At 68.2% G+C, this 26264-nt stretch carries 24 protein-coding genes, 3 tRNA genes and 2 pseudogenes; 26 read left to right on the forward strand and 3 right to left on the reverse strand.

Annotated elements, in window-relative coordinates; genetic code table 11:
• Positions 1–113: 113 nt before the first annotated feature.
• From nuoK to ABT297_RS01495, 3 genes and pseudogenes are all read right to left on the reverse strand, one after another.
• Positions 114–452: pseudogene (nuoK, locus tag ABT297_RS01485) on the reverse strand (NADH-quinone oxidoreductase subunit NuoK); the annotation flags it as partial.
• Positions 452–973 (reverse strand): NADH-quinone oxidoreductase subunit J family protein, encoded by a 522-nt coding sequence (locus ABT297_RS01490; RefSeq protein WP_350543339.1) that lies wholly within the window; start codon positions 971–973, stop codon positions 452–454. The gene ABT297_RS01490 and the pseudogene nuoK, both read right to left, overlap by 1 nt.
• Positions 974–1090: 117 nt before the next feature.
• Positions 1091–1591 (reverse strand): annotated as a pseudogene (locus ABT297_RS01495) (NuoI/complex I 23 kDa subunit family protein); the annotation flags it as partial.
• Between the two features lie 82 nt (positions 1592–1673).
• Here ABT297_RS01495 and ABT297_RS01500 point away from each other — a divergent pair.
• The 26 genes from ABT297_RS01500 (at position 1674) to rpsJ (ending at position 26260) form a co-directional block, all read left to right on the forward strand.
• The gene (locus ABT297_RS01500; protein ID WP_350543341.1) at positions 1674–1949 is read left to right on the forward strand and encodes a hypothetical protein; all 276 of its coding nucleotides are present in this window, start codon (positions 1674–1676) and stop codon (positions 1947–1949) included.
• Positions 1950–2107: 158 nt separating this feature from the next.
• Entirely contained in the window at positions 2108–2338 is a 231-nt protein-coding gene (locus ABT297_RS01505) for a hypothetical protein (protein ID WP_350543343.1), read from the forward strand.
• Between the two features lie 73 nt (positions 2339–2411).
• Positions 2412–4949: a putative bifunctional diguanylate cyclase/phosphodiesterase gene (locus ABT297_RS01510; RefSeq protein WP_350543345.1), complete on the forward strand. Its 2538-nt coding sequence runs from the start codon at positions 2412–2414 to the stop codon at positions 4947–4949.
• A 136-nt stretch (positions 4950–5085) separates the two neighbouring features.
• A tRNA-Thr gene (locus ABT297_RS01515) sits at positions 5086–5158 on the forward strand.
• Between the two features lie 32 nt (positions 5159–5190).
• Positions 5191–5263 (forward strand) — tRNA-Met (locus tag ABT297_RS01520).
• A gap of 111 nt (positions 5264–5374) precedes the next feature.
• Positions 5375–5542 carry a 50S ribosomal protein L33 gene (rpmG, locus tag ABT297_RS01525; protein WP_033357682.1) on the forward strand — a complete coding sequence of 56 codons (168 nt, stop codon included), beginning with the start codon at positions 5375–5377 and terminating at the stop codon, positions 5540–5542.
• 71 nt (positions 5543–5613) lie between these two features.
• The gene (locus ABT297_RS01530) at positions 5614–6060 is read left to right on the forward strand and encodes an FAS1-like dehydratase domain-containing protein (protein ID WP_350543348.1); all 447 of its coding nucleotides are present in this window, start codon (positions 5614–5616) and stop codon (positions 6058–6060) included.
• Between the two features lies 1 nt (position 6061).
• Entirely contained in the window at positions 6062–6463 is a 402-nt protein-coding gene (locus tag ABT297_RS01535; RefSeq protein ID WP_350543350.1) for a MaoC family dehydratase, read from the forward strand.
• Positions 6464–6547: 84 nt separating this feature from the next.
• Positions 6548–6620: transfer RNA gene (locus ABT297_RS01540), tRNA-Trp, on the forward strand.
• Positions 6621–6832: 212 nt separating this feature from the next.
• Positions 6833–7261, forward strand: coding sequence for a preprotein translocase subunit SecE (gene secE / locus ABT297_RS01545; RefSeq protein WP_350543352.1), 429 nt, complete (start codon positions 6833–6835; stop codon positions 7259–7261).
• Between the two features lie 185 nt (positions 7262–7446).
• Positions 7447–8079, forward strand: coding sequence for a transcription termination/antitermination protein NusG (gene nusG / locus ABT297_RS01550; RefSeq protein WP_502885471.1), 633 nt, complete (start codon positions 7447–7449; stop codon positions 8077–8079).
• Positions 8080–8181: 102 nt separating this feature from the next.
• A complete protein-coding gene (gene rplK / locus ABT297_RS01555) occupies positions 8182–8613 on the forward strand; it encodes a 50S ribosomal protein L11 (RefSeq protein ID WP_350543354.1) in 432 nt (143 codons plus the stop codon).
• 68 nt (positions 8614–8681) lie between these two features.
• On the forward strand, positions 8682–9413 hold the full coding sequence (rplA, locus tag ABT297_RS01560; protein WP_350543356.1) for a 50S ribosomal protein L1: 732 nt from the start codon (positions 8682–8684) through the stop codon (positions 9411–9413).
• A gap of 60 nt (positions 9414–9473) precedes the next feature.
• Positions 9474–10202 carry an ATP-binding cassette domain-containing protein gene (locus ABT297_RS01565; protein ID WP_350543358.1) on the forward strand — a complete coding sequence of 243 codons (729 nt, stop codon included), beginning with the start codon at positions 9474–9476 and terminating at the stop codon, positions 10200–10202.
• Positions 10199–10888, forward strand: coding sequence for a hypothetical protein (locus ABT297_RS01570; RefSeq protein WP_350543360.1), 690 nt, complete (start codon positions 10199–10201; stop codon positions 10886–10888). The genes ABT297_RS01565 and ABT297_RS01570 overlap by 4 nt, the downstream gene beginning before the upstream one ends.
• A 238-nt stretch (positions 10889–11126) precedes the next feature.
• Positions 11127–11675: a 50S ribosomal protein L10 gene (gene rplJ / locus ABT297_RS01575; RefSeq protein WP_350543362.1), complete on the forward strand. Its 549-nt coding sequence runs from the start codon at positions 11127–11129 to the stop codon at positions 11673–11675.
• 45 nt (positions 11676–11720) lie between these two features.
• Positions 11721–12104 carry a 50S ribosomal protein L7/L12 gene (gene rplL / locus ABT297_RS01580; protein ID WP_350543364.1) on the forward strand — a complete coding sequence of 128 codons (384 nt, stop codon included), beginning with the start codon at positions 11721–11723 and terminating at the stop codon, positions 12102–12104.
• 527 nt (positions 12105–12631) lie between these two features.
• Complete coding sequence (rpoB, locus tag ABT297_RS01585) at positions 12632–16057, forward strand: DNA-directed RNA polymerase subunit beta (protein ID WP_350543366.1); 3426 nt, start codon at positions 12632–12634, stop codon at positions 16055–16057.
• An 83-nt stretch (positions 16058–16140) separates the two neighbouring features.
• Positions 16141–20028: a DNA-directed RNA polymerase subunit beta' gene (locus ABT297_RS01590; RefSeq protein WP_350543368.1), complete on the forward strand. Its 3888-nt coding sequence runs from the start codon at positions 16141–16143 to the stop codon at positions 20026–20028.
• Positions 20029–20104: 76 nt separating this feature from the next.
• Positions 20105–20440 (forward strand): hypothetical protein, encoded by a 336-nt coding sequence (locus ABT297_RS01595; protein ID WP_350543370.1) that lies wholly within the window; start codon positions 20105–20107, stop codon positions 20438–20440.
• Positions 20440–20949 (forward strand): hypothetical protein, encoded by a 510-nt coding sequence (locus ABT297_RS01600; protein WP_350543372.1) that lies wholly within the window; start codon positions 20440–20442, stop codon positions 20947–20949. The genes ABT297_RS01595 and ABT297_RS01600 overlap by 1 nt, the downstream gene beginning before the upstream one ends.
• A 356-nt stretch (positions 20950–21305) precedes the next feature.
• The gene (rpsL, locus tag ABT297_RS01605) at positions 21306–21680 is read left to right on the forward strand and encodes a 30S ribosomal protein S12 (protein WP_350543374.1); all 375 of its coding nucleotides are present in this window, start codon (positions 21306–21308) and stop codon (positions 21678–21680) included.
• A 1-nt stretch (position 21681) separates the two neighbouring features.
• A complete protein-coding gene (gene rpsG, locus ABT297_RS01610) occupies positions 21682–22152 on the forward strand; it encodes a 30S ribosomal protein S7 (protein ID WP_350543376.1) in 471 nt (156 codons plus the stop codon).
• A 51-nt stretch (positions 22153–22203) separates the two neighbouring features.
• Positions 22204–24303, forward strand: coding sequence for an elongation factor G (gene fusA / locus ABT297_RS01615; RefSeq protein ID WP_350543378.1), 2100 nt, complete (start codon positions 22204–22206; stop codon positions 24301–24303).
• 131 nt (positions 24304–24434) lie between these two features.
• Positions 24435–25628 (forward strand): elongation factor Tu, encoded by a 1194-nt coding sequence (gene tuf / locus ABT297_RS01620; RefSeq protein ID WP_350543381.1) that lies wholly within the window; start codon positions 24435–24437, stop codon positions 25626–25628.
• A gap of 323 nt (positions 25629–25951) precedes the next feature.
• Positions 25952–26260, forward strand: coding sequence for a 30S ribosomal protein S10 (gene rpsJ / locus ABT297_RS01625; protein WP_018347762.1), 309 nt, complete (start codon positions 25952–25954; stop codon positions 26258–26260).
• Positions 26261–26264 lie beyond the last annotated feature (4 nt).

A 26264-nucleotide genomic window follows, 5' to 3' on the forward strand; every position in this document is an offset into this window, starting at 1 on the left:
ACCTCCGCCTCGTCCGACCCGGCCGATCCGCCCGAAACACCGGACCCGCTCGGGTTATCGGCTCCGTCTGGGCCGTCGGGTCCGTCCGATCCGGCCGGCCCGCCGATCGATCCGGCGCCGGGGCCGCCACCGGTATCGGGCGGCGGCTCGTCGGCCAGCGGCAGGTCGTCGACGCCGACGGTGCGGCGCAGCCGGTACAGCTGCAGGATCAGCGCCAGTCCGACCCCGATCTCGGCCGCGGCCAGCACGATCACGAACAGCGCAAATGACTGCCCGGCCCGCGGCACCGCGGCCCGGATCGAGGCATCGGCGGTCACGAAGATCAGGTTGACCGCGTTGAGCATCAGCTCGACGGCCATGAGCAGCAGCACGGCGTTGCGCCGCACGAGGACGCCGTAGACCCCGATGCCGAACAGCAGGGCCGCGATGGTGAACGGCAGCGCCGGATGCATCAGTCCCGCCTCCGCTTCGTCGGCCGGGCGCCGATGTCGGGCCGGGACACCACGATCGCGCCGACCAGCGCCGCCAGCAGCAGCACCGAGACCAGCTCGAACGGCAGCACCCACGTGCGGAAGAGCACCTCGCCGAGCCGCTCCGCGGTGCCCGGCTCGGGCATCTCGACTCGCGTCCAGCGGAAGGCGTCGATGAGCAGCGCCGTCAGCCCGGCCCCTGCCCCGGCGCCGACCAGGGCGCCCGGCCATCGGATCCGGTCCAGATCGGCGCTGGCGCCGATCGGCGCGCGGGTCAGCATGACGGCGAAGAGCAGGAGCACCACGACGGCGCCGACGTAGACGAGCACCTGAACCCAGGCAACGAGCTCGGCGGTGAGCACCAGAAAGAGTCCAGCGATCGCGCCCAGGGCGACGACGAGCCACAGCCCGGCGCGCACGACGTGCCGGGTGGTCACGACCAGCAGGCCGGCCCCCAACGCCACCGCGCCGAGGGCTGCCGTGAGCACATCGGCCACGGTCATCGCTTCGCCACCCTCATGGCGGACATCCTGCCACCCGGGTATGACACGAATCGACCATCAGGCCGCAGAGCGCTCAGGAAAGTTGCGCGGCGTGCGCGAGTGTCAGCCGGTGTTCCGCGCGGCCCGCTTCGCCGCGGCCGTCTGCTCCTTCGCCGGCTCGCCGCGCGGGTCGTGGGCGGGCGGCGGGGGCACGGTCGGCACCCACTCCTCGAGCCTTTCCTTCTCATGGAGCAGGTCGCGGATGTCGTGCTCGGCGTACTCGAACTCGGGCGACCAGTGCAGCGCGTCGAACGGGCAGACCTCGACGCAGATCCCGCAGTACATGCAGAGGGAGAAGTCGATCGCGAACCGGTCCAGGACGTTGCGCTGGCGCGCCCGGGCCGCGCCGGGGACCAGCACCTCCTCCTTGTGGGAGTCGATGTAGATGCACCAGTCGGGGCACTCCCGCGCGCACAGCATGCACACGGTGCAGTTCTCCTCGAGCAGCGCGATCACGCCGCGCGAGCGTGGCGGCAGGTCCGGCTCGACATCCGGGTATTGCTGGGTGTGGGCCCGCTTGGTCATCGTGCCCAGCGTGACGGCCAGCCCCTTGGCGAGACCCTTGCCCGGAAACTCCACCTTCGGAACGTAGCACCGCGCACCGCGTCGTTGCTGATCCCGGCGAGGCAAAAATGTCGTACACCAGTTCTAAGATGTACCCATGAACGAACGACGGTGGTGGAACGGGTCCTGGTCGCGGCTGACGCGTCGTGACGTCTACGTGCGCAACGCGGCCGACGGCCGCTGGCAGGTCGAGCTCCGCCGGGGTGGCCCGGAGGGGCGCGTGCGGGGCCGGACGTTCGGGTCCGAGCGCGAGGCGGTCGAGTGGATCGAGTCGGCGGTGATCACGTCCGAGCCCAACTGGCGCGAGGTGCCGAGCCGGATCGACTCACGACAGCGCCGAAACGTTGCACCGAGGCTTCCGCGGGCGAGCTGATTTAGCCGGACCGCCAGGCCGAAATCGGCCGAAAGGTCGATTCTTCCGTGTGGCCGAGTCATCTTGGTCTGCGCTCTGTTGGTTCCCACATGGGTTGTGGCACGATCGTGGGTGATGTGACCGGACCAGCCGTCTCGACGACCGCATGGGAGTGAAGGATGCGCGATTTGACGCTCGGCCGGTGGATCGTTCGATTGGCAGTGATCATCGGCGCGGGCTCCGCTGCGCTGGGCCTGTCGACGGCCGCGGCGCACGCAGGTGTGATCTCAAACGACCGTGTCATCGCCACCCGCATCGTGTCGGTGGCGGATGCGTTGAACACCGGCGTCTCACAGGTGACGAGCCCACCGTCGGGCATCTTCGTCACCGAGGATTACGGCTGGTCCTGAGCCTGATCTTGCTCGTTCCGCGAGCGGGGCGGCGGCTCATCAGGGCCCACCACTTCGTGTGATTGGGGAGCACGTGCCCGCACCGAAGGCGCCCATCGTTCGCGCCGACAAGTCTGCCTGGCTGATCACCGGCCCGCTGTTCGCGCTCGGCATCCTGCTGTCACTGCCCGTGCTGCTCTCCGGGCACGCCCGGCCGATCTCCTACAACATCGAATACGCTCCGGCGCTGCTGCTGTTCGCCGCTCTCGCGTCGCACATGGAGTTGCGCCTCGACATCCGCCGTCAAGGCCTGAGCATCTGGATGAACGACGTCCCGGTGCTGCTGTCGTTGTTCTACCTCTCGCCGGTGCTCACGATCACGGTTCGGGTCGTGGCCGGGCTGATCTGGAACGTGTTCAGTGTGCGGCTGGGCCCTCACAAGGCGGCCTTCAACGCGGCGAGCCAGGTGGCGTCGGTCGCGGCGGCCAATGTCGTCATCTTCGTGGCAGGGCTGGGCTCGCCGACCGACCCGCGCACCTGGGTCGTTCTCGGGCTGGCGATCGTCGCCAGCAACTTCGTGAGTCTCGCTTCGCTGTCCGGGGTCATGGCCCTGATGCACGGTGCGATGCAGCTGCCCCAGTTCCTGCGCATCGCCGTGCCGGGCCACGCCGTGATGGGCGTCAACATCGTCCTCGGCCTGGTCATGCTGCTGACGCTGGATGCCGGCCCGTGGTCGCTCCTGCTGCTCGTCATGCTCGCCGTGGTCCTGGGCATCGGCAACCGCGCCTACGCGCGGTTTCTGCGCCAGCACAAGACCCTCACCGAGATGTATGCGCTCACCCGCGACATCGCCAGCACCAATCACGACGGCACGCTGCCGGACGTGCTCCTCGGCCGCGTCCGCGCCCTGCTGGTGGCCGACTCGGCGACGCTCTGGCTGCCGCCGCAGAACCGGCACGAGGAGATCCTGCTCTCGGCCCGGTTCGACTATCCCGGGCTGCTCGACGCCGCGCCGACGCCCGACCACTTCCGCGAGCTGGCGATGCGGACCGGCTGCACCGTCACCGCCGGGCCGAAGACCGGGGCGCCCGAGCTGCGCGCGGCGCTGCAGCAGGCCCGCGTCAAGGACATCATCGTGGTCCCGCTGAGCTCCGGCGGCGTCACCGTCGGCACCCTGGAAGTGGCCGGCCGGCTCCTTGACCGCGCTGCCTTCGGCCCCGAAGACGTCCAGCTGATCGAGACCATCGCCGCCCACACCGGCGTCGCCGTGGAGAACAGCCGGCTCGTCGACCGGCTCCAGTACGACGCCAACCACGACGCCCTCACCGGGCTGGCCAACCGCCGGCGGATGCTCGAGGCGCTGGGCGAGGCGATGAGCGGCCGCGGGGCGCGCGAGGTCGTGGCCGTGCTGCTCTTCGACGTCATGGCGCTGCGCCAGGTCAACGACTCGCTCGGGCACACGGCCGGTGACAAGGTTCTGGTCGAGGTGGCCCGGCGGCTGCAGAACCTCGCCCCGCAGGGTGCCCTGGTGGCGCGCGTCGGCGACGACGAGTTCGCGATCGAGCTGCGCACCGCCGGCGTCGAGGCGGCCGTCGCCGTCGCCGGGACGCTGCGCAGTGGGCTCAGCGATCCGATGGTGATCGAGTCGCTCACGGTCGATGTCGACGCCAACGTCGGGGTGTCGATCTACCCGGAGCACGGCGACGACGCCGAGGTGCTGCTGCAGCGCGCGCACGTGGCCACGCACGCGGCCAAGTCGCGGGGCGTCGTGCAGGTGTTCAACGCCGGGCTGCAGTCGCGGGCCGTGCGGCGCGTCGGGCTCGCGGCCGACCTGCGGACCGCGCTCACCAACGGCGAGCTCGAGGTGTACTTCCAGCCCAAGGTCGCGCTCACCGACCGGCGGCTGGTCGGGGTCGAGTGCCTCGCACGGTGGGAGCACCCCGTGCACGGCCAGGTCGCCCCGCCCGACTTCGTCGCCGTGGCGGAGCACACCGGCCAGCTGGCCCGGCTCAACAGCGTGGTCCTGCGCGAGGGTATCCGGCGGGCCCGGGAATGGGCCGACGCCGGGCGGCCGCTCGCCGTAGCGGTCAATCTGTCCGCCCGGACCCTCGGCGACGCGGACCTGCCGCTGCAGATCGCCGAGCTGCTCGACGGGCACGGTGTCCCGGCCGACCGGCTGATCCTGGAGATAGCCGAGGACGATCGGCTGCTGGCCGTCGGGCGTGCGTTGCCGACGCTGCACCGGCTCCGCGATCTCGGCATCCGGCTCTCAGTCGACGACTTCGGCGTCGGACGCTCGGCGTTCGCCGACCTCAGCCGGCTGCCGGTGCAGGAGGTCAAGATCGACCGGACGTTCGTGCAGGGCATGGCGACGTCGCCGAGCGACCTGGCGATCGTGCGCACGATCGTGGACATGGCGCGCAACTTCGGGCTCGATGTCGTCGCCGAGGGCGTGGAGAGCGAGCTGACCCTCGGGCTGCTCGAGGACATGCGCTGCGACATGGGGCAGGGTTTCCTGTTCAGCCGGCCGCTGCCGCACGAGCGCTTCGAGTCCTGGCTGCAGGTCCAGACGGCCGCCGACCCGGCCGAGGCGCCGGCGGGCGAGGTCCGCTGGCTGCGCGCCGTCCCGTAGCCCCCGGCGAGCGGTGTCACGCGGGACAAGAATCCGCCGTGAGCTGGGAGAAGACCGGAATTGGGTAAGTCGATTTCGTGCCCGGCCGGGGGCCGTGTACGCTTAGCGAGCGCGTGTGCGGGAACGCATGCAAAGCGCCCCCTTAGCTCAGTCGGCAGAGCGTCTCCATGGTAAGGAGAAGGTCTACGGTTCGATTCCGTAAGGGGGCTCGAGACCGGGCTTGAGACATCGAGTCCGCCGCGGCGGTGTAGCTCAGATGGCAGAGCAAGCGGCTCATAATCGCTGTGTCGCCGGTTCAAGTCCGGCCACCGCTACAGAACGCACCACAGGACGCCCGATTGGGCGTCCATCTGCGTGAGCCGCTATGCTGGTTCGCTGGATCTGTATCCGTCCCACAAGAACGTTCTGAAGGAAGGCACTTCGCCATGGCCAAGGCGACCGACGTTCGTCCGAAGATCACGCTGGCGTGCACGGAGTGCAAAGAGCGCAATTACATCACGAAGAAGAACCGGCGCAACGACCCGGACCGCATCGAGCTGAAGAAGTTCTGCCCGCGCGACGGCAAGCACACCGTCCACCGCGAGACCCGGTAGTCGTCCCAAAAACAACCCGATGCCCCGGCCTCAGGCCGGGGCATCGGCGCGTTACGGGTAAGTTCCATCCCATGCCGCTGGATCAGTCGTACATGGGCCGGGTGTACCCGCCGACCCCGCCCTACGAGGTGGGCAGGGAGAAGATCCGCGAGTTCGCCGACGCGGTCTGCGCCACCGACCCCGTGCACCGCGATCTCGCCGAGGCCCGGGCCAAGGGCTACAGCGACGTGATCGCGCCGCCCACGTTCGCGATCATCCTGAGTCAGAACGCCGGTCAGCAACTCGTCGACGATCCCGCCTTCGGCATGGACTACAGCCGGGTGGTGCACGGCGGCCAGACGTTCCGTTACGAGCGCCCGATCGTCGCCGGCGACCACCTGATCACGGTCATGACGGTCGAGGAGATCAGCAGCCGGGCCGGCCACGCCTTCCTGACCACCCGGCACGAGGTGGCCACCGTCGAAGGCGAGCCCGTCGTGACGATCTGGACCCGGCTCGTGATCCGTGGGGAGGGCTGAGATGCAGCCAGGCACCGAGTTCCCGGCCCAGACGTTCCGGGTCACCCGCGCCGACCTGGTGCGCTACGCGGGCGCGTCCGGCGACTTCAACCCGATCCACTGGAGCGACCGGCAGGCCACCACCGTCGGCCTGCCCGGCGTCATCGCTCACGGCATGCTCACCATGGGCCTGGCCACTCAGGCCGTCGCCCGCTGGGTGGGCGACACCGCCTCGATCGTGGAATTCTCCACCCGATTCGCCAACCCGGTAGTGGTGCCCGACGACGACAAGGGCACCGAGATCGTGGTGATCGGCGCAGTGAAGAAGATCTTTGACGACGGCCTCGTGCAGATCGACGTGACGGCGACCTGCCAGGGCGAGAAGATCCTGGGGGCCGCGAAGGCCCTCGTTCGTCATCAGTAGGAGGGGGGTGGTTGGGATATCCCGGCCTCAACCCGTACACTGGTCCGCCGTGGGGTGAGCAACTCAAGGTTGCCCTCTTCACGAAGGGGTGTGGCGCAATTGGTAGCGCAGCGGTCTCCAAAACCGCAGGTTGCAGGTTCGAGTCCTGTCGCCCCTGCGCCGAAGGCCTGACCTGGGTCTAGTGGTCCCGACCGATGAGGTCGGGGCGGCGACCGCAGCGGTCACGGTTGGTCCGATCGCGTGCCGCCGGCTCCTGCCGGTGGCCCGATGATCGGGCACGAACCGGTGGTCGATGGGTCGCGAAGGCCCGGGGTCTTGCTGCCGGCCGACACGGACCGAGCACTCGCGAGATCACGGAAGAGGGCGAAAGTGGCCGAACGCAGGCGACGCGGGACCGACCCCGCCGACGATCGCCGTGAAGAGGAGCTCAGCGCCGAGGACGCCGCCATCGAGGAAGAGTTCGCCGACGAGCTGGACAACCTCGACACTGCGGACGACGACGCCGTTGAGACCGCGAGCAAGAACGGCCGTGCCAAGGACACCAAGGTCAAGGACGGCAAGAAGACCAAGGTCAAAGAGGGCGGCTCGAACAACATCTTCGTGCGGCTCATCAACTTCATCCGCGAGGTCGTCGGCGAGCTGCGTAAGGTTATCTGGCCGACCCGCAAGGAGCTGAGCACCTACACGGTCGTCGTGGTGGTGTTCGTGATCGTCATGCTGGCGATCGTCGGCGGCCTCGACTTCGGCTTCGCGAAGCTCGTCCTCTGGACCTTCGGCAACGGCAGCGTCGACCAGTAAGGGCCGGCCGCTGCCCGCCGGAGAGGCGGGCGGCGACGCCGACCAGCGAGGCGACGATTGGCCGCTATGGCGACCGCCGGTCCGAACCGGGCGCCGGCGAAGACAGACAGACGGAAGTGAGCAGCGTGCAGGAATTCGACGAGACGCCCGGTACCGACGACGAGGAGCACGAGGAAGCGTCGACGGTGATGACGGCCGCCACCCCGACGGTGGCGTCCGACGCCGAGGACCCCGTCGCCGAGCTGCGTGCCGCACTGCGCTTCGCGCCCGGCGACTGGTACGTGGTGCACTCCTACGCCGGCTACGAGAACAAGGTCAAGACCAATCTCGAGACCCGGATCACGAGCCTCGACATGGAAGAGTTCATCTACCAGGTCGAGGTCCCGACTCGTGATGAGGTCGAGATCAAGAACGGCAAGCGCACCCAGGTGCAGAACAAGGTCTTCCCCGGCTACATCCTGGTCCGGATGGAGCTCACCCCGGAGTCGTATTCCTGCGTGCGCAACACGCCGGGCGTCACCGGGTTCGTCGGGGCGACCGACCGTGCCGACCGCCCGGCGCCGCTCTCCCTCGACGAGGTGCTCAAGTGGCTGGCGCCCGTCGTGCAGCAGGAGGGCAAGAAGCCCGGCAAGCCCGAGGTCAAGGTCCTTGACTTCGAGGTCGGTGACTCGGTCACCGTCACCGACGGCGCCTTTGCCTCGCTGCAGGCGACCATCAGCGAGATCAACGCTGACCAGCAGAAGCTCAAGGTGCTGGTCTCGATCTTCGGTCGCGAGACCCCGGTCGAGCTCAACTTCAACCAGGTCACGAAGATCTAATTCCACTGCGGTACGCTAGAGCGTCCGGCCCGAGATGCCGGGCGCTCATGCGTGCGTGGAAATAGCACGAACCGATTCCAGCCCAGGAAGACGAAAGCAGCCATGCCTCCGAAGAAGAAGCTCGTCAAGACCTTCACGCTTCAGTTGCCGGGCGGCCAGGCCACACCGGCTCCGCCGGTCGGTCCCGCCCTCGGTCAGCACGGTGTGAACATCATGGAGTTCGTCAAGGCGTACAACGCCCAGACGGAGTCCATGCGCGGTGACATCATCCCGGCGCAGATCAGCGTCTACGAGGACCGCACCTTCACGTTCATCCTCAAGACGCCGCCCGCCGCCCGCCTGCTGCTCAAGGCCGCCAGCGTGCCCAAGGGCTCCGGCGTCCCGCAGCGGGACAAGGTCGGCTCGATCACCAAGGCCCAGCTGCGTGAGGTCGCCGAGAAGAAGATGGCCGATCTCAACGCGAACGATGTCGAGCAGGCCGAGAAGATCATCGCCGGCACCGCCCGCTCCATGGGCATCGTCGTCAAGGACTGAAACACCGTCATCGAGTGGGAGGACGCCCGAACGGCGTCCGCACTGAGACCACAGGAGAACAGAGCGACATGTCGCAGCACGGCAAGAACTACCGCAAGGTCGTCGACCTGGTCGACCGCAACGCGCTGTACAGCCCCAAGGCCGCAATCCGCCTCGCGAAGCAGACGTCGACCGTGAAGTTCGACCCCACCGTCGAGGTGGCCATGCGCCTGGGCGTCGACCCGCGCAAGGCCGACCAGATGGTCCGGGGCACGGTCAACCTGCCGCACGGCACCGGCAAGACGGCCCGCGTCATCGTCTTCGCGCAGGGCGCGAAGGCTGCCGAGGCCGAGGCCGCCGGCGCGGACGCGGTCGGCACCGATGAGCTCGTCGCCCGGATCCAGGAAGGCTGGCTGGACTTCGACGCGGCGATCGCCACGCCCGACCAGATGGCCAAGATCGGCCGGATCGCGCGGATCCTGGGCCCGCGCGGCCTGATGCCGAACCCGAAGACGGGCACGGTGACCATGGACGTCACCAAGGCGGTCAACGAGATCAAGGGTGGCAAGATCACCTATCGCGTCGACAAGCACTCGAACCTGCACCTGATCATCGGCAAGGCGAGCTTCTCCGAGGAGCAGCTGGTCGAGAACTACGCCGCGGTGCTCGACGAGGTCAACCGGGCCAAGCCCTCGGCGTCCAAGGGCAAGTACCTCAAGAAGGTCTTCATCACCACCACCATGGGCCCGGGCATCCCGGTCGACCCGAACAAGACGCGCAACCTCCTCGAGGACGACAGCGTCACCGCCGCCGCGGAGTAACACCGAACTCCCAGCAAAGCGGGATCACCCGGGACAGCGTGTCTGTGGCACGCTGTCCCGGTGCGTTTGCAGGACGTGTGGTTCCGCTACAGCCGTCGCGCAGCCTGGACGCTCCGCGGCGTCGACCTGACCCTCGAACCGGGCGAGACGGCCGTCGTGGCCGGGCCGAACGGTTCCGGCAAATCCACGCTGCTGCAGCTCGCGGCCGGCGTCCTGCGCCCCGGGCGGGGCGTGATCAGTGGCCGGCCCGCCGTGGTCGGCTGGGTCCCCGAGCGCTTTCCCGCGGATCAGCCCTTCACCGCCCGTACCCACCTGAAACACATGGCGGCCATCCGCGGCCGCGACGGCACCGCGGACATCGAGCGGTGGGCGCGCCGGCTGCACCTCGAAAACTTCCTCGACGTCCGGCTCAACCGGCTGTCGAAGGGCTCGGCCCAGAAGGTGGGGCTCGTCCAGGCCCTGCTCGCGCCGCCGGGCCTGCTGGTCCTCGACGAGCCGTGGGAGGGCCTCGACGCGCAGACCCGCGAGCAGGTGCCGGCCATCGTCGCCGAGGTCGTCGGGCGCGGCGGCTCGGTGCTGGTCAGCGACCACCTCGGCGAGGTCGCCCGGCTGCCCGGCGCGCGCCGCTGGCAGGTCCGCGACGGTGAGGTGCATGCCGGGGACCGGCCGGCCCGCAAGAAGGTGATCGAGCTCGCGGTCGACGCGGCCGAGGCGCCGGACGCGGTCAGCCGGCTGCGCTCCGCGGGCTTCGAAATCCTGACGGTACGCGACGAGGTGCCCCTGTCATGATCGCGTTGATCCGCATGCGGCTGGCCGGCTTCGTCCGCACCGGCCGGGCCGCGGCCCCTCTGCTGGCCGCGCTGGTCGTCCTCTCGGTCCTCTACGGCGGCGGCCAGGCGCAGGCAGGCGAGGCCTACGGGGTCTCCGCCGCGATCCTCTTCGTCGTGCTCGCCTGGCAGACGAAGGTCCTGCTCGACGTCGAGCCGGACGTGCAGCGACGCCTCGGCGTGGTCGCGGTCGGCGGCGCCGGGCGGGAGACGGCCGCCGGCCTGGGCGCCGCGGTGCTTGCCGGCCTGCCCGTGGTGCTCGTCGCGCTGCTCCTGCCGTGGGTGCTCGGCGGGGTGACCACCCCGCGGGCCGGCGACCCGCCGCTGTCGACCGGCATCGCGTTGGGCGTGTGGGCCCACCTGCTGCTCCTGCTGCCGGCAGTGGCGCTCGGGGCGCTGTCCAGCCGGGCGGTGACCACCCAGGCGGCCCGCGGCCTTGCCGTGCTGCTCTCCGGCGTGGTCTTCGCGATCGTGCTCGGCCTCAAGAGCTTCCCGGTGCCGTGGCTGGCCCCGCCGGTGATGACCACGGCCCGCGCCACCGTCGGCGCCGCCCACCTGCCGGCGCTCGCCGGGGCGACCGCCTGGGGACTGGCCTGGACCGCGGCGGCCGTCGCGGCCTACGCGGCGCTGCGCCGCACCCGGGCGTGATTTGTTGGCCACATGCCGGCCGTGCATAATGGATCGGAAACCCGAAGACCGCTGGTCATGTCCGCGTGAGTGGACATCGAAGGTCCCGCCGCAATGCGGGCGACCCGCGCAGGGCCGGACAGCAGTGTGAACGTCGGCGCCGCCGTGTGCCGCCTCTCCGCTCCGTGCGCCCCTGCGCCGGGGCGTTTTTCATTGCCGGGGGCCGACCAGCACCCCGAAGCAACGAGAAGGGAGGGACATGGCGGACAAGCCGGTTCGAGACGACAAGGCCACCGCTGTCGCGGAGCTCACCGAGCAGTTCCGTGGCTCGACGGCCACCGTGCTGACCGAGTACCGCGGCCTCACCGTGGCGCAGCTCAAGACCCTGCGCCGCAGCCTGGGCCGCGAGACCACGTACGCCGTCGCGAAGAACACGCTCGCGAAGCGTGCCGCGACGGACGCGGGCATCACCGGGCTCGACGATTTGTTCACCGGTCCTACCGCGCTCGCCTTCGTCGGCGGCGACCCGGTCGAGGCGGCCAAGGGCCTTCGCGATTTCGCGAAGGCGCACCCGCTGCTGATCATCAAGGGCGGCGTGTTCGAGGGCAAGGCCATCAACGCGGACGAGGTCCGCCGCCTGGCCGACCTGGAGTCCCGCGAGGTGCTGCTGGCGAAGCTGGCCGGCGCCATGAAGGGCAACCTGAGCAAGGCCGCGGCGCTGTTCCAGGCCCCGCTGTCGAAGGCGGCCCGGACCGTCCAGGCTCTGGCAGACAAGCGCGCGCAGGAAGCAGGCGGCGCGGCCGAGTAGTCACGGCCCGCCTCCCCAACCAAACTTTCGAGAGGAAACGCCACCATGGCGAAGCTGAGCAACGACGAACTCCTCGACGCGTTCAAGGAGATGACGCTGATCGAGCTCTCCGAGTTCGTGAAGCAGTTCGAGGACGTCTTCCAGGTCACCGCCGCCGCCCCGGTCGCGGTCGCCGCGGTCGGCGGCGCCGCCGCGCCGGCCGAGGAGAAGGAAGAGCAGAGCGAGTTCGACGTCATCCTCGAGGGTGACGGCGGCAAGAAGATCCAGGTCATCAAAGTCGTGCGCGAGCTGACCGGCCTGGGCCTCAAGGAGGCCAAGGACCTGGTCGAGGCCGCTCCGAAGGCCGTCCTGGAGAAGGCCAACAAGGAGAACGCCGACAAGGCCAAGGCGAAGCTTGAGGCCGAGGGCGCCAAGGTCACCCTCAAGTAAGTTCGCGCCTCGCGACGTGGGCGGCCGCCGGATGTCCGGCGGCCGCCTTTTCGTTTGCAACCTGTAAGGACCCAAGATCTAGGGGGGCCGACCACAACACTTAGTGGTTGGGGTGCGAGATATCTGTCACGCTGCCTCGACGCGCGTGGGAACCCTTGACGCGATGACCGACGGCCAGGCACGCTAATCAGGCACTGCCTTCCGCGGACGCGGCGGCCGAGCGGACGACCGATGTGCCCCGACCCTTCTTGGGTCCGGTTCTGGGCGCATCAACCGGAGAGCCGCAGGCCACGACCGACGCGAGCGGCTCGGCCGGTGGAGAAACGATCTTCGCGAAAGGTCGTTGAAAACATCGTGCACGAGTCCGCTGGACAGCGGTTAGCCCTTCGGCTACACTGCTAGTTTGCGCTGTCTTCTGACTTCACCTCTGGCGTGAGAGGTCCCATCGTGGGCTCCTCCACATCGGAGGTCGTCAGGCTGCACGCGAAACGGCCTGTCTGCAACACCGGTCCTCGGAAGGACGCATCTTGGCAGCTTCCCGCCCTGCGAAGACCAGTTCGAGCGCTTACGCTCCCCGCCGGGTCTCCTTCGGCAGGATCACCGAACACCTTGAGGTTCCCAACCTCCTTGCCATCCAAACCGACTCGTTCGACTGGCTGGTTGGCAACGAGAATTGGCAGAGCCGCACGGCCGGTGATCAGCACGCCCGTTCAGGGCTCGCGGAGATCCTCGATGAGATCAGTCCTATTGAGGACTTCTCCGGCACGATGTCACTGTCGTTCTCCGCGCCGCGCTTCGACGAGGTCAAGGCCCCGATCGAGGAGTGCAAGGAGAAGGACCTCACCTACTGCGCCCCGCTGTTCGTGACCGCGGAGTTCACCAACCACACCACTGGCGAGATCAAGAGCCAGACGGTGTTCATGGGTGACTTCCCCATGATGACGCCCAAGGGCACGTTCATCATCAACGGCACCGAGCGCGTCGTGGTGAGCCAGCTCGTCCGCTCCCCGGGCGTGTATTTCGACAAGCAGCCGGACAAGACCTCCGACCGCGACCTCACCAGCGTCAAGGTCATCCCGAGCCGGGGTGCCTGGCTGGAGTTCGACATCGACAAGCGCGACACCGTCGGTGTGCGCATCGACCGCAAGCGCCGGCAGGCCGTCTCCGTCCTGCTCAAGGCCATCGGCTGGTCCGCCGAGCGCATCCGTGAGAAGTTCGGCTGGTCCGAGCTCATGATGACCACGCTCGAGAAGGACCACATCGCCGGCCAGGACGAGGCGTTGCTGGACATCTACCGCAAGCTGCGGCCGGGTGAGCCGCCGACGCGGGAGAACGCGCAGAACCTGCTGGACAACCTGTTCTTCAACCCGAAGCGGTATGACGTCGCCAAGGTCGGTCGATACAAGTTCAACAAGAAGCTCGAGCTCGGCGTGCCGATCAACCAGGGCGTGCTGACCGAGGACGACATCGTCGCCACGGTCGAGTACCTCTGCCGCCTGCACACGGGCGAAGAGGGCTACGAGGCCGACGACATCGACCACTTCGGCAACCGGCGCCTGCGCACGGTCGGCGAGCTCATCCAGAACCAGGTCCGTGTCGGCCTGTCCCGGATGGAGCGCGTCGTGCGCGAGCGCATGACGACGCAGGACGTCGAGGCGATCACGCCGCAGACCCTGATCAACATCCGCCCGGTCGTGGCGGCGATCAAGGAGTTCTTCGGCACGTCGCAGCTGTCCCAGTTCATGGACCAGACCAACCCGCTGGCGGGGCTGACCCACCGGCGCCGGCTGAGCGCGCTCGGCCCGGGTGGTCTGTCGCGTGAGCGGGCCGGCTTCGAGGTCCGTGACGTGCACCCGTCGCACTACGGCCGCATGTGTCCGATCGAGACCCCCGAGGGCCCCAACATCGGCCTCATCGGCGCGCTCTCGACGTTCGCGCGGGTCAACCCGTTCGGCTTCGTGGAGACCCCCTACCGCAAGGTTGTCGACGGCCGGGTGACCGACCAGATCGACTACCTGACCGCGGACGAGGAGGACCGGTTCGTCAAGGCGCAGGCCAACGCCCCGCTGAAGAGCGACGGCAACTTCGCCGAGGACCGGATCCTGGTCCGCCGGAAGGGCGGTGAGGTCGACAACGTCCCCGCCGACCAGGTCGACTACATGGACGTGTCGCCGCGGCAGATGACCTCGGTCGCCACCGCGATGATCCCGTTCCTCGAGCACGACGACGCCAACCGGGCACTGATGGGCGCCAACATGCAGCGCCAGGCCGTGCCGCTGGTCAAGGCCGAGTCGCCGCTCGTCGGCACCGGCATGGAGTACCGTGCCGCGGTCGACGCCGGTGACGTGGTCGTGGCCGAGGTCGGCGGTGTCGTCGAGGACATGTGCGCCGACTACGTCACCATCCACCAGGACGACGGCCACCGCCGGACCTACCTGCTGCACAAGTTCCGCCGCTCCAACTCGGGCTCCTGCGTCAACCAGAAGCCGGTGATCTTCGAGGGCGACCGGGTCGAGGCGGGGCAGGTCATCGCCGACGGCCCGTGCACCGACGAGGGCGAGATGGCACTCGGGCGCAACCTGCTCGTGGCCTTCATGCCCTGGGAGGGGCACAACTACGAAGACGCGATCATCCTGTCCCAGAAGCTGGTGCAGAACGACGTCCTCACCTCGATCCACATCGAGGAGCACGAGGTCGACGCCCGCGACACCAAACTGGGGCCGGAGGAGATCACCCGCGACATCCCGAACGTCAGCGAGGAGATGCTCGCCGACCTCGACGAGCGGGGGATCATCCGGATCGGCGCCGAGGTCGTCACCGGCGACATCCTGGTCGGCAAGGTCACGCCCAAGGGCGAGACCGAGCTGACCCCGGAGGAGCGGCTGCTGCGCGCGATCTTCGGCGAGAAGGCTCGCGAGGTGCGCGACACCAGCCTCAAGGTGCCGCACGGCGAGACCGGCACGGTCATCGGCGTACGGACGTTCAGCCGCGAGGACGGCGACGAGCTGTCCCCGGGCGTGAACGAGCTGGTGCGCGTCTACGTCGCCCAGAAGCGGAAGATCCAGGACGGCGACAAGCTCGCCGGCCGTCACGGCAACAAGGGTGTCATCTCCAAGATCCTTCCGGTTGAGGACATGCCGTTCCTCGAGGACGGCACGCCCGTCGACATCGTGCTCAACCCGCTCGGTGTGCCCAGCCGTATGAACATCGGCCAGGTGCTGGAGACCCACCTCGGATGGGTCGCCAAGACGGGCTGGAAGATCGACGGCGACGACGCCGAGTGGAAGAGGGCGCTGAAGGCCATCAACGCGGGGGAGTCCGAGCCGGACACCAACGTGGCGACCCCGGTCTTCGACGGCGCCAAGGAGGAGGAGATCGCCGGCCTGCTGAGCAGCACGCTGCCCAACCGGGACGGTAACCAGCTGATCGGGGCGAGTGGCAAGGCGCGCCTGTTCGACGGCCGCTCCGGCGAGCCGCTGCCGGACCCGATCGCGGTTGGCTACATCTACATCCTGAAGCTCAACCACCTGGTCGACGACAAGATCCACGCTCGCTCCACCGGGCCCTACTCCATGATCACGCAGCAGCCGCTGGGTGGTAAGGCGCAGTTCGGTGGCCAGCGCTTCGGTGAGATGGAGTGCTGGGCGATGCAGGCCTACGGCGCGGCCTACGCGCTGCAGGAGCTGCTGACGATCAAGTCCGACGACGTCCTCGGACGCGTCAAGGTCTACGAGGCGATCGTCAAGGGCGAGAACATCCCGGAGCCGGGCATCCCGGAGTCCTTCAAGGTGCTCCTCAAGGAGCTGCAGTCGCTGTGCCTGAATGTCGAGGTGCTCTCCAGCGACGGCGTGGCCCTCGAGATGCGCGAGACGGACGACGAGGTGTTCCGCGCGGCCGAGGAGTTGGGCATCGACCTCTCGCGGCGTGAGCCGAGCAGCGTCGAGGAAGTCTGATTCGCCGGCGGCGTCCCTGCGGGGGCGCCGCCCAGGCGACCTAGCAATTACCCGAGCAACTGAATCGTGAGGACATAGACGAAGTGCTCGACGTCAACTACTTCGACGAGCTCCGCATCGGCCTGGCCACGGCCGACGACATCCGGCAGTGGTCGCACGGCGAGGTCAAGAAGCCCGAGACGATCAACTACCGCACCCTGAAGCCGGAGAAGGACGGCCTCTTCTGCGAGAAGATCTTCGGCCCGACCCGCGACTGGGAGTGCTACTGCGGTAAGTACAAGCGTGTCCGCTTCAAGGGCATCATCTGCGAGCGCTGCGGCGTCGAGGTGACCCGGGCGAAGGTCCGCCGCGAGCGTATGGGCCACATCGAGCTCGCCGCGCCGGTCACGCACATCTGGTACTTCAAGGGCGTGCCCAGCCGGCTCGGGTATCTGCTCGACCTGGCCCCGAAGGATCTCGAGAAGATCATCTACTTCGCGTCGTACGTGATCACCAGCGTCGACAAGGAGGCCCGCCACCGCGACCTCGCCACCCTCGAGAACGAGGTGTCGGCGGAGAAGCGGCAGGCGGAGAACGCCCGCGACTCCGAGATCGAGAAGCGCGCCGCCAAGCTGGAGCAGGACCTGGCCGAGCTCGAGGCCGAGGGTGCCAAGGCCGACGTGCGCCGCAAGGTCAAGGAGGCCGGCGAGCGCGAGATGCGGCAGATCCGCGACCGCGCGCAGCGGGAGATCGACCGCCTCGACGAGGTCATGGACACGTTCCGCAAGCTGGATCGCAAGAACCTCATCACCGACGAGCTGCTCTACCGCGAGCTGCGCGACCGGTTCGGTGAGTACTTCTCCGGCGCCATGGGCGCCGAGGCGATCAAGGCCCTGCTGGAGAACCTCGACCTGGACGACGAGGCCGAGCTGCTGCGCGAGACCATCCGCAGCGGCAAGGGTCAGCGCAAGATCCGGGCGCTCAAGCGGCTCAAGGTCGTCGCGGCGTTCCTGAACACCGCCAACTCGCCGCTGGGCATGGTGCTGGACTGCGTCCCGGTCATCCCGCCGGACCTGCGCCCGATGGTGCAGCTCGACGGTGGCCGGTTCGCCACCAGTGACCTCAACGACCTGTACCGGCGGGTGATCAACCGGAACAACCGGCTCAAGCGCCTGATCGACCTGGGTGCCCCGGAGATCATCGTCAACAACGAGAAGCGGATGCTGCAGGAGGCCGTCGACGCGCTGTTCGACAACGGTCGCCGCGGCCGTCCGGTCACCGGCCCGGGTAACCGGCCGCTGAAGTCGCTGTCCGACATGCTCAAGGGCAAGCAGGGCCGGTTCCGTCAGAACCTGCTCGGCAAGCGCGTCGACTACTCCGGCCGTTCGGTCATCGTCGTCGGCCCGCAGCTCAAGCTGCACCAGTGCGGCCTGCCCAAGCAGATGGCCCTGGAGCTGTTCAAGCCGTTCGTGATGAAGCGCCTGGTGGACCTCAACCACGCGCAGAACATCAAGTCGGCCAAGCGCATGGTCGAGCGTCAGCGGCCGGTCGTGTGGGACGTGCTGGAGGAGGTCATCGCGGAGCACCCGGTGCTGCTCAACCGCGCGCCGACCCTGCACCGCCTGGGCATCCAGGCCTTCGAGCCGCAGCTGGTCGAGGGCAAGGCCATCCAGATCCACCCGCTGGTCTGCACCGCCTTCAACGCCGACTTCGACGGCGACCAGATGGCCGTGCACGTGCCGCTGTCCTCGGAGGCGCAGGCCGAGGCCCGCATCCTCATGCTGTCCAGCAACAACATCCTCAAGCCGGCCGACGGCAAGCCGGTCACCATGCCGACCCAGGACATGGTCATCGGCCTGTACCACCTCACGCACGTCCAGAAGAACCTGATCGGCGAGGGGCGGACCTTCAGCTCCGACGCCGAGGCGCGGATGGCGTTCGACAACGGCGAGCTGCACCTGCAGGCGCCGGTGAAGATCCGCCTGAAGGGCGTCGTCGGGGTCGACAACGGCGCGGGCGACGCGCCGTGGGAGGCGCCGGAGGGCTGGCAGCCGGGCGAGACGGTGACCGTCGAGACGACGCTCGGGCGCGTGCTGTTCAACGAGACGCTGCCCGTGGGGTACCGCTTCGTGAACTACGAGATCCGCAAGGGTCAGCTCTCGGCGATCGTCAACGACCTCGCCGAGCGGTTCCCGAAGGTCTCCCTCGCGGCGACCCTGGACGCGCTCAAGCTGGCCGGCTTCCACTGGGCCACCTGGTCCGGCGTCACCATCGGCATGGAGGACGTCATCCAGCCGCCTCGTAAGCGCGAGATCCTCGAGCGCTACGAGAAGGAGGCCGAGCGGATCGACAAGCAGTACCAGCGTGGTCTCATGACCGCCGAGGAGCGCCGCGGCGAGCTCATCGAGATCTGGACCAAGGCGACCGGCGAGGTGGCCAAGGAGATGGAGAGCGCGCTGCCGCGCGAAAACCCGCTGTGGAAGATGATCAACTCGGGTGCCCGCGGTAACCTCCTCCAGCTCCGCCAGATCGCCGCGATCCGTGGCCTGGTGGCCAACCCGAAGGGCGAGATCATCCCGCGGCCGATCAAGGCCAGCTACCGGGAGGGTCTGTCCGTGCTGGAGTACTTCATCTCCACCCACGGTGCCCGCAAGGGTCTGGCCGACACCGCGCTGCGGACCGCCGACTCGGGTTACCTGACCCGTCGTCTGGTCGACGTCTCGCAGGACGTCATCATCCGCGAGGAAGACTGCGGCACCGACCGCGCCATCCCGATGGCGGTCGGCGAGGTGCTCGACGGCGTGCTGCGCATCCACCAGCACGCGGAGACGGGCGTGCACGCGCGCACCCTCGCCGACGACGTGCGGGACAAGGACGGCCGGATCGTCGCCGAGCGGGGCACGGACATCAACTCGATCGTGGTCGACCTGCTGGTCGCCGCGGGCGTGGAGAACGTCCGGGTCCGCAGCGTGCTCACCTGCGAGTCGAAGCTGGGCGTCTGCGGCGCCTGCTACGGCCGGTCGCTGCCCACGGGCAAGACCGTCGACGTCGGCGAGGCGGTCGGCATCATCGCCGCCCAGTCGATCGGTGAGCCGGGCACGCAGCTGACGATGCGTACCTTCCACACCGGTGGCGTCGCGGGTGAGGACATCACCCAGGGTCTGCCCCGTGTGCAGGAGATCTTCGAGGCCCGCGTGCCGAAGGGCAAGGCGCCCATCGCCGACACCCCCGGCCGCGTGCGCATCGAGGACGGCGAGCGCATGCGGAAGATCATCATCGTGCCGGACGACGGCAGCGACGAGATCGTCCACGACAAGCTCAGCCGGCGCGTCAAGCTGCGCATCCAGGACGGCGAGCACGTCGAGGTCGGCGAGAAGCTCACCGAGGGCACGATCGACCCGCACGAGCTGCTGCGCATCATGGGTCCCCGGGCGGTCCAGGTCCACCTGACCTCCGAGGTCCAGGAGGTGTACCGCTCGCAGGGTGTGCTCATCCACGACAAGCACATCGAGATCATCATCCGCCAGATGCTCAAGCGGGTGACGGTCATCGACTCCGGCTCGACCGAGTTCCTGCCGGGCGTGCTCGTGGACCGCGCGATGTTCGAGGCGGAGAACCGCCGCGTCGTCGCCGAGGGCGGCGAGCCGGCGGCCGGCCGCCCGGTCCTGATGGGTATCACCAAGGCGTCGCTGGCGACGGAGTCGTGGCTGTCCGCGGCCTCGTTCCAGGAGACGACCCGGGTGCTGACCGACGCGGCGATCCACGCGCGCAGCGACTCGCTGATCGGTCTGAAGGAGAACGTCATCATCGGCAAGCTCATCCCGGCCGGTACGGGCATCAGCAAGTACCGCAGCATCCGGGTCGAGCCGACCGAGGAGGCGAAGGCCAAGGTCTACTCGATGACGGGCTACCCGGAGGCCGACTACGGCTTCGGGCCCGCGAGCGGCCAGGCCGTTCCGCTGGACGACTTCGACCTGGGCTCGTTCCGCTAGGCCTGAGGCAAAGCCCGAGAAGGGGCGGAGACCACGTGTCTCCGCCCCTTCTTCGTGCACCGGATACAGTCGTGACGTGACGTCCTCGACCCGGCACCCGCTGGACCCTGATCCGGTCCGCGCGACGAAGGCCTCGGCCGTGTTCGGGCTGGGCCTGCTCTCCGTGGTCACCGGGCCGTTTCTCGGCGGGGTGATCCCGGCGACGCTCGCGCTGCTCATGGCGAGGGAGTCGCAGCGGGAGCTGGTCGCCGCCGAAGGCTTCCTGCTCGGCTCCCGGCGGATGCGCAGCGGCGTGCGGCTGGCCTGGACCGGCATCGTGCTCGCCATCGCCGGTCTCGTCGTGTTGGCGATCATCGGGCTGCTTCACTACGCGCGGCACCGTGGCACCGACTTCGACTCGACGGTGAACTGATGTCCTATCCGGGTGCCCCGCAGTATCCGCAGCATCCCCAGCAGCAGCCGCCGCAGTACCCTCAGCCGCAGTACGCGCCGCCGGGCTATCCGGCCCCGCCCCCACGTCCCCACGGTGTCCCCGCGCCCCCGCCGCCGATCGTGCCGGCCGTGCGGGTCGACCTCGTGCAGGGCACGCCGTTTGGCGTTGCCTACCCGACGGTCCAGTCGGTCCCTAGCGGCCAGGCCATCGGCGCGCTGGTCGCCGGCATCGGGTCGACCCTGGTCGCGCTGTTCGCCATCTGCCTCGCGGGGGCCCAGGGCCTGGCGGCGGTCGGCGCGTTCACCGTGTTGGGTGTCTTTCTCGGTGGCGGCGCGATCGGTTTGGGTCTGTATGGCACCCGCCGGATCCGCCGCGCCTCCGGGGAGGTCGTCACCGGCAAGGGGATGGCGGTCACCGGAATCGTGCTCGGCGCGGTCGGCGCCGGACTGGCCTTCCTCGCGCTGATTGTGGCGTTCCTGGTGGCGTGAGCCGATGGCGAGCCGGCCCGTGGGGCCGAAATGGAGCCCCCCGGACACTTGGATCGGCGACCAGGTACTCTTGGTATGAAGAGTGTTCCGTCAGCAGGCGTCCCGGACGATTTTGACCAGCGTCCTCACGGTGGGTACTCTTTCCCCTCGTGCCCGGCTTTGTCGGGCAACTCGTGCGTGCGCCCACATCGGACCCGCTCCGCGGGAGTGAGGGTGGGTGCGGACCACAACCCCGGGCTGGGATTCAACGGGCCGGGTCGCGGACCGGGCGACACGCCCGACCGCGGGTGCCGGTCACGCCGGGCATACAGAAGAGAAGACGTGCGGCCGGGAGGCCGAAGGGAGAGGCAGGCCCAGTGCCTACGATCCAGCAGCTGGTCCGCAAGGGCCGCCAGGCGAAGCTGAGCAAGACCAAGACGCCGGCGCTTAAGAGCAGCCCGCAGCGGCGGGGCGTCTGCACGCGTGTGTACACCACCACGCCGAAGAAGCCCAACTCGGCGCTGCGCAAGGTGGCCCGTGTGAAGCTGAGCAACGGTATCGAGGTGACGGCCTACATCCCCGGTGTCGGTCACAACCTTCAGGAGCACTCGATGGTGCTGGTCCGTGGCGGCCGTGTGAAGGACCTTCCCGGCGTTCGCTACAAGATCATCCGTGGCTCGCTGGACACCCAGGGTGTTCGCAACCGCAAGCAGGCTCGCAGCCGTTACGGCGCGAAGAAGGAGAAGAGCTGACATGCCGCGTAAAGGCCCCGCGCCGCGCCGGCCGCTCGTGGCGGACCCGGTCTACAACTCCCTGCTCGTGACCCAGCTGATCAACAAGATCCTGGTCGAGGGCAAGCGTCAGCTCGCCGAGCGCATCGTCTACAGCGCTCTCGAGGGCGCCCGCGAGAAGACCGGCACCGACCCCGTGGTGACGCTCAAGCGCGCGATGGACAACGTCAAGCCGACCCTCGAGGTCCGCAGCCGCCGCGTCGGTGGCGCGACCTATCAGGTGCCGGTCGAGGTGCGCCCTCCGCGGGCGACGACGCTGGGCCTGCGCTGGCTCGTCACCTACTCCCGCGCCCGCCGCGAGAAGACCATCGTCGAGCGGCTCATGAACGAGCTGCTCGACGCCAGCAACGGTCTCGGTGCCGCGGTCAAGCGTCGCGAAGACACCCACAAGATGGCGGAGTCCAACAAGGCCTTCGCGCACTACCGCTGGTAAGCGGACGCTCCCCAGCGATCAGACTCCGACGAGACGAAGTAGGGATTTGTAGTGGCTGCCGCAGACGCCGCCCTCGCCAAGGTCCGCAACATCGGCATCATGGCGCACATCGACGCCGGTAAGACGACGACGACTGAGCGCATCCTCTTCTACACCGGCATCACGTACAAGATCGGCGAGGTCCACGAGGGCGCGGCGGTCATGGACTGGATGGAGCAGGAGCAGGAGCGCGGCATCACCATCACCTCCGCCGCCACCAAGTGCGAGTGGAAGGGCCACACGATCCAGATCATCGACACGCCCGGCCACGTCGACTTCACGGTCGAGGTCGAGCGGTCGCTGCGCGTCCTCGACGGCGCGGTGGCGGTCTACGACGGCGTCGCCGGCGTTGAGCCGCAGACCGAGAACGTCTGGCGGCAGGCGGACAAGTACAACGTCCCGCGCATGTGCTTCGTCAACAAGCTGGACCGCACGGGTGCCGACTTCTTCCGCTGCGTCCAGATGATGATCGACCGGCTCAACGCCACCCCGCTGGTGCTGCAGATTCCGATCGGGCTCGAGGGTGACCACATCGGCGTCGTCGACCTGCTGGGCATGCGCGCGCTGACCTGGCGTGGCGAGACCCAGAAGGGTGACGACTACGCGGTCGAGGAGGTGCCCGCCGACCTGGTCGACCAGGCCAACGAGTGGCGGGAGAAGCTCCTTGAGACGCTGTCCGAGGCCGACGACGACATCATGGTCCGTTACCTCGACGGCGACGAGATCGGCGTCCAGGACCTCAAGGACGCGATCCGCCGGGCCACCATCGCCGGCAAGATCAACCCGGTCGTCTGCGGCTCGGCGTTCAAGAACAAGGGCGTCCAGCCCATGCTCGACGCCGTCGTCGACTTCCTGCCCTCTCCGCAGGACATCCCGGCGATCGAGGGCTTCGCGACGGACGGCGAGACGCCGTTGCAGCGCAAGCCGTCGGTCGGCGAGCCGTTCTCCGGCCTGGCCTTCAAGATCCAGACCGACAAGCACCTCGGCAAGCTCACGTACGTGCGCATCTACTCCGGTTCGCTCGAGTCCGGCTCCCAGGTGGTCAACTCCACCAAGGACCGCAAGGAGCGGATCGGCAAGATCTACCAGATGCACGCGAACAAGCGTGAGGAGCGCAGCAGCGCCGCCGCCGGCGACATCATCGCCGTGCAGGGTCTCAAGCAGACGACCACCGGCGACACGCTGTGCGACCCGGCGAACCCGGTCATCCTCGAGTCGATGACCTTCCCGGAGCCGGTCATCGAGGTGGCGATCGAGCCCAAGACGAAGGCCGACCAGGAGAAGCTGGGCACCGCCATCCAGCGCCTGGCCGAGGAGGACCCGACCTTCCGCGTCAAGAACGATGAGGAGACCGGGCAGACGGTCATCGCCGGCATGGGCGAGCTGCACCTCGACATCCTTGTCGACCGCATGCGGCGCGAGTTCAACGTCGAGGCGAACATCGGCAAGCCGCAGGTGGCCTACCGCGAGACGGTGCGGTCCGTCGCGGAGAAGGTGGAGTACACCCACAAGAAGCAGACGGGTGGCTCCGGCCAGTACGCGCGGGTGATCATCAAGCTCGAGCCGCTGGAGCAGAGCGCCGACGGCCCGACCTACGAGTTCGTCAACGCGGTCACCGGTGGTCGTATCCCGAGGGAGTTCATCCCTTCGGTCGACGCCGGTGTCCAGGACGCCATGCAGTACGGCGTGCTTGCCGGCTTCCCGCTGGTCGGCCTCAAGGTGACGCTGCTGGACGGCCAGTACCACGAGGTCGACTCCTCGGAAATGGCCTTCAAGATCGCTGGTTCGATGGTGCTGAAGGACGCGGCCCGCAAGGCCAGCCCGGCGCTCCTCGAGCCGTTGATGGCCGTCGAGGTGACCACCCCGGAAGAAAACATGGGTGACGTCATCGGCGACCTCAACTCCCGGCGGGGCACCATCCAGGCGATGGAGGAGCGCGGCGGTGCCCGCGTCGTCCGCGCCACGGTGCCGTTGTCGGAAATGTTCGGCTACGTCGGCGACCTGCGGTCGAAGACCCAGGGCCGGGCGAGCTACTCGATGCAGTTCGACTCTTACGCCGAAGTTCCCACGAACGTGGCGAAGGAGATCATCGCGAAGGCGACCGGGGAGTAGTTCCCGGTAGTTGGCCGTGAGGCTGTGTCAGCGGGCCTGAAGGCTTCAGCCGCCAGACCCAAGTCGACAGGGTGCGTCGGCGCTTCCAGCGTCGGCGCACCGCGAACCAAGAAGTCCACAGGAGGACACCAGTGGCGAAGGCGAAGTTCGAGCGGACTAAGCCGCACGTCAACATCGGCACCATCGGTCACATCGACCACGGTAAGACGACGCTGACGGCGGCCATTACCAAGGTGCTGCACGACCGGTACCCGGACGTGAACCCGTACACGCCGTTCGACGAGATCGACAAGGCGCCGGAGGAGAAGGCCCGCGGCATCACGATCTCGATCGCGCACGTCGAGTACCAGACCGAGAACCGGCACTACGCCCACGTGGACTGCCCGGGTCACGCCGACTACATCAAGAACATGATCACCGGTGCCGCGCAGATGGACGGCGCGATCCTGGTGGTGGCGGCGACCGACGGCCCGATGCCGCAGACCCGTGAGCACGTGCTGCTGGCCCGCCAGGTCGGTGTGCCGTACATCGTCGTGGCGCTCAACAAGAGCGACATGGTCGACGACGAGGAGCTCCTCGAGCTCGTCGAGCTCGAGGTTCGTGAGCTGCTGTCGAGCCAGGAGTTCCCGGGCGACGACGCTCCGGTGGTGCGCGTCTCGGCACTCAAGGCGCTCGAGGGCGACGCGAAGTGGTCCGACGCGCTCATGGAGCTGATGACCGCGGTCGACACCGCGATCCCGCAGCCCGAGCGTGAGACCGAGAAGCCGTTCCTCATGCCCGTCGAGGACGTCTTCACCATCACCGGTCGTGGCACGGTCGTCACCGGCCGCGTCGAGCGTGGCATCCTCAAGCCGAACGAGGAGGTCGAGATCGTTGGCATCAAGGCCAAGTCGATGAAGACCACCTGCACGGCGATCGAGATGTTCCGCAAGATCCTCGACGAGGCGCGCGCCGGCGAGAACGTCGGTCTGCTCCTGCGTGGTATCAAGCGCGAGGACGTCGAGCGCGGCATGGTCGTGGTGAAGCCGGGCAGCAACACCCCGCACACCGAGTTCGAGGCGACCGTCTACATCCTCTCCAAGGAGGAGGGTGGCCGGCACACCCCGTTCTTCCAGAACTACCGTCCGCAGTTCTACTTCCGCACCACGGATGTTACCGGTGTCGTCACGCTGCCCGAGGGCACCGAGATGGTCATGCCGGGCGACAACACCAGCATGAGCGTGCAGCTCATCCAGCCCATCGCGATGGAGGAGAACCTCCGCTTCGCGATTCGCGAGGGTGGCCGCACGGTGGGTGCCGGCCGCGTTACGAAGATCATCAAGTAACAACCTGAGGTACCCCGATTTCACTTTGCCGCAGCACATGCGGCATAATGGACGGGTTGCGTCGCGGGGCGGTCGAGACTGCTCAATGAGAGGTCTCGACCGCTTCTGCGCGGCGTCGGTCCTGCGACTGGCGCCCATCCCCACAACTGGGCGTGGCGCGCCCTGGGGTAGGTATCCACAGCGGAAGTTTGCTGCGGCGGAGCCTGGCCCTTGGCCGCGACACGCCCGACCGCGGGGGTCGGATACAGACCATTAGGCGGCACCGGACCCCCCGGGGTTCGCAGGGCTGTGAGGCCCTGCACGAGAGAAGGAACTAAGCCACCATGGCGGGACAGAAGATCCGCATCCGGCTCAAGGCCTACGACCACGAGGTCGTCGACTCCTCGGCGCGGAAGATCGTCGAGACGGTCACGCGCACCGGGGCTCAGGTCGCTGGGCCGGTGCCGCTGCCCACTGAGATCAACCGCTACTGCGTGATCCGCTCGCCGCACAAGTACAAGGACTCGCGCGAGCACTTCGAGATGCGCACGCACAAGCGACTGATCGACATCATCGACCCCACCCCGAAGACGGTCGACTCGCTCATGCGGCTCGACCTGCCGGCCGGCGTCGACATCGAGATCAAGCTGTAGGGAC

This window comes from Dactylosporangium sp. NPDC000555, assembly GCF_040300025.1.
Classification (GTDB): domain Bacteria; phylum Actinomycetota; class Actinomycetes; order Mycobacteriales; family Micromonosporaceae; genus Dactylosporangium.

Excerpts from the sequence above, each read along its gene's own strand:
- ABT297_RS01500 (WP_350543341.1), top strand. The coding sequence starts at position 1,674 with ATGAACGAACGACGGTGGTGGAACGGGTCCTGGTCGCGGCTGACGCGT.
- ABT297_RS01600 (WP_350543372.1), top strand. The coding sequence starts at position 20,440 with ATGTCCTATCCGGGTGCCCCGCAGTATCCGCAGCATCCCCAGCAGCAG.
- ABT297_RS01505 (WP_350543343.1), top strand. The coding sequence starts at position 2,108 with ATGCGCGATTTGACGCTCGGCCGGTGGATCGTTCGATTGGCAGTGATC.
- rpsG (WP_350543376.1), top strand. The coding sequence starts at position 21,682 with ATGCCGCGTAAAGGCCCCGCGCCGCGCCGGCCGCTCGTGGCGGACCCG.
- rplJ (WP_350543362.1), top strand. The coding sequence starts at position 11,127 with ATGGCGGACAAGCCGGTTCGAGACGACAAGGCCACCGCTGTCGCGGAG.
- rplL (WP_350543364.1), top strand. The coding sequence starts at position 11,721 with ATGGCGAAGCTGAGCAACGACGAACTCCTCGACGCGTTCAAGGAGATG.
- ABT297_RS01530 (WP_350543348.1), top strand. The coding sequence starts at position 5,614 with ATGCCGCTGGATCAGTCGTACATGGGCCGGGTGTACCCGCCGACCCCG.
- rpmG (WP_033357682.1), top strand. The coding sequence starts at position 5,375 with ATGGCCAAGGCGACCGACGTTCGTCCGAAGATCACGCTGGCGTGCACG.
- rplK (WP_350543354.1), top strand. The coding sequence starts at position 8,182 with ATGCCTCCGAAGAAGAAGCTCGTCAAGACCTTCACGCTTCAGTTGCCG.
- ABT297_RS01535 (WP_350543350.1), top strand. The coding sequence starts at position 6,062 with ATGCAGCCAGGCACCGAGTTCCCGGCCCAGACGTTCCGGGTCACCCGC.
- ABT297_RS01490 (WP_350543339.1), bottom strand. The coding sequence starts at position 973 with ATGACCGTGGCCGATGTGCTCACGGCAGCCCTCGGCGCGGTGGCGTTG.
- rplA (WP_350543356.1), top strand. The coding sequence starts at position 8,682 with ATGTCGCAGCACGGCAAGAACTACCGCAAGGTCGTCGACCTGGTCGAC.
- ABT297_RS01570 (WP_350543360.1), top strand. The coding sequence starts at position 10,199 with ATGATCGCGTTGATCCGCATGCGGCTGGCCGGCTTCGTCCGCACCGGC.
- rpsJ (WP_018347762.1), top strand. The coding sequence starts at position 25,952 with ATGGCGGGACAGAAGATCCGCATCCGGCTCAAGGCCTACGACCACGAG.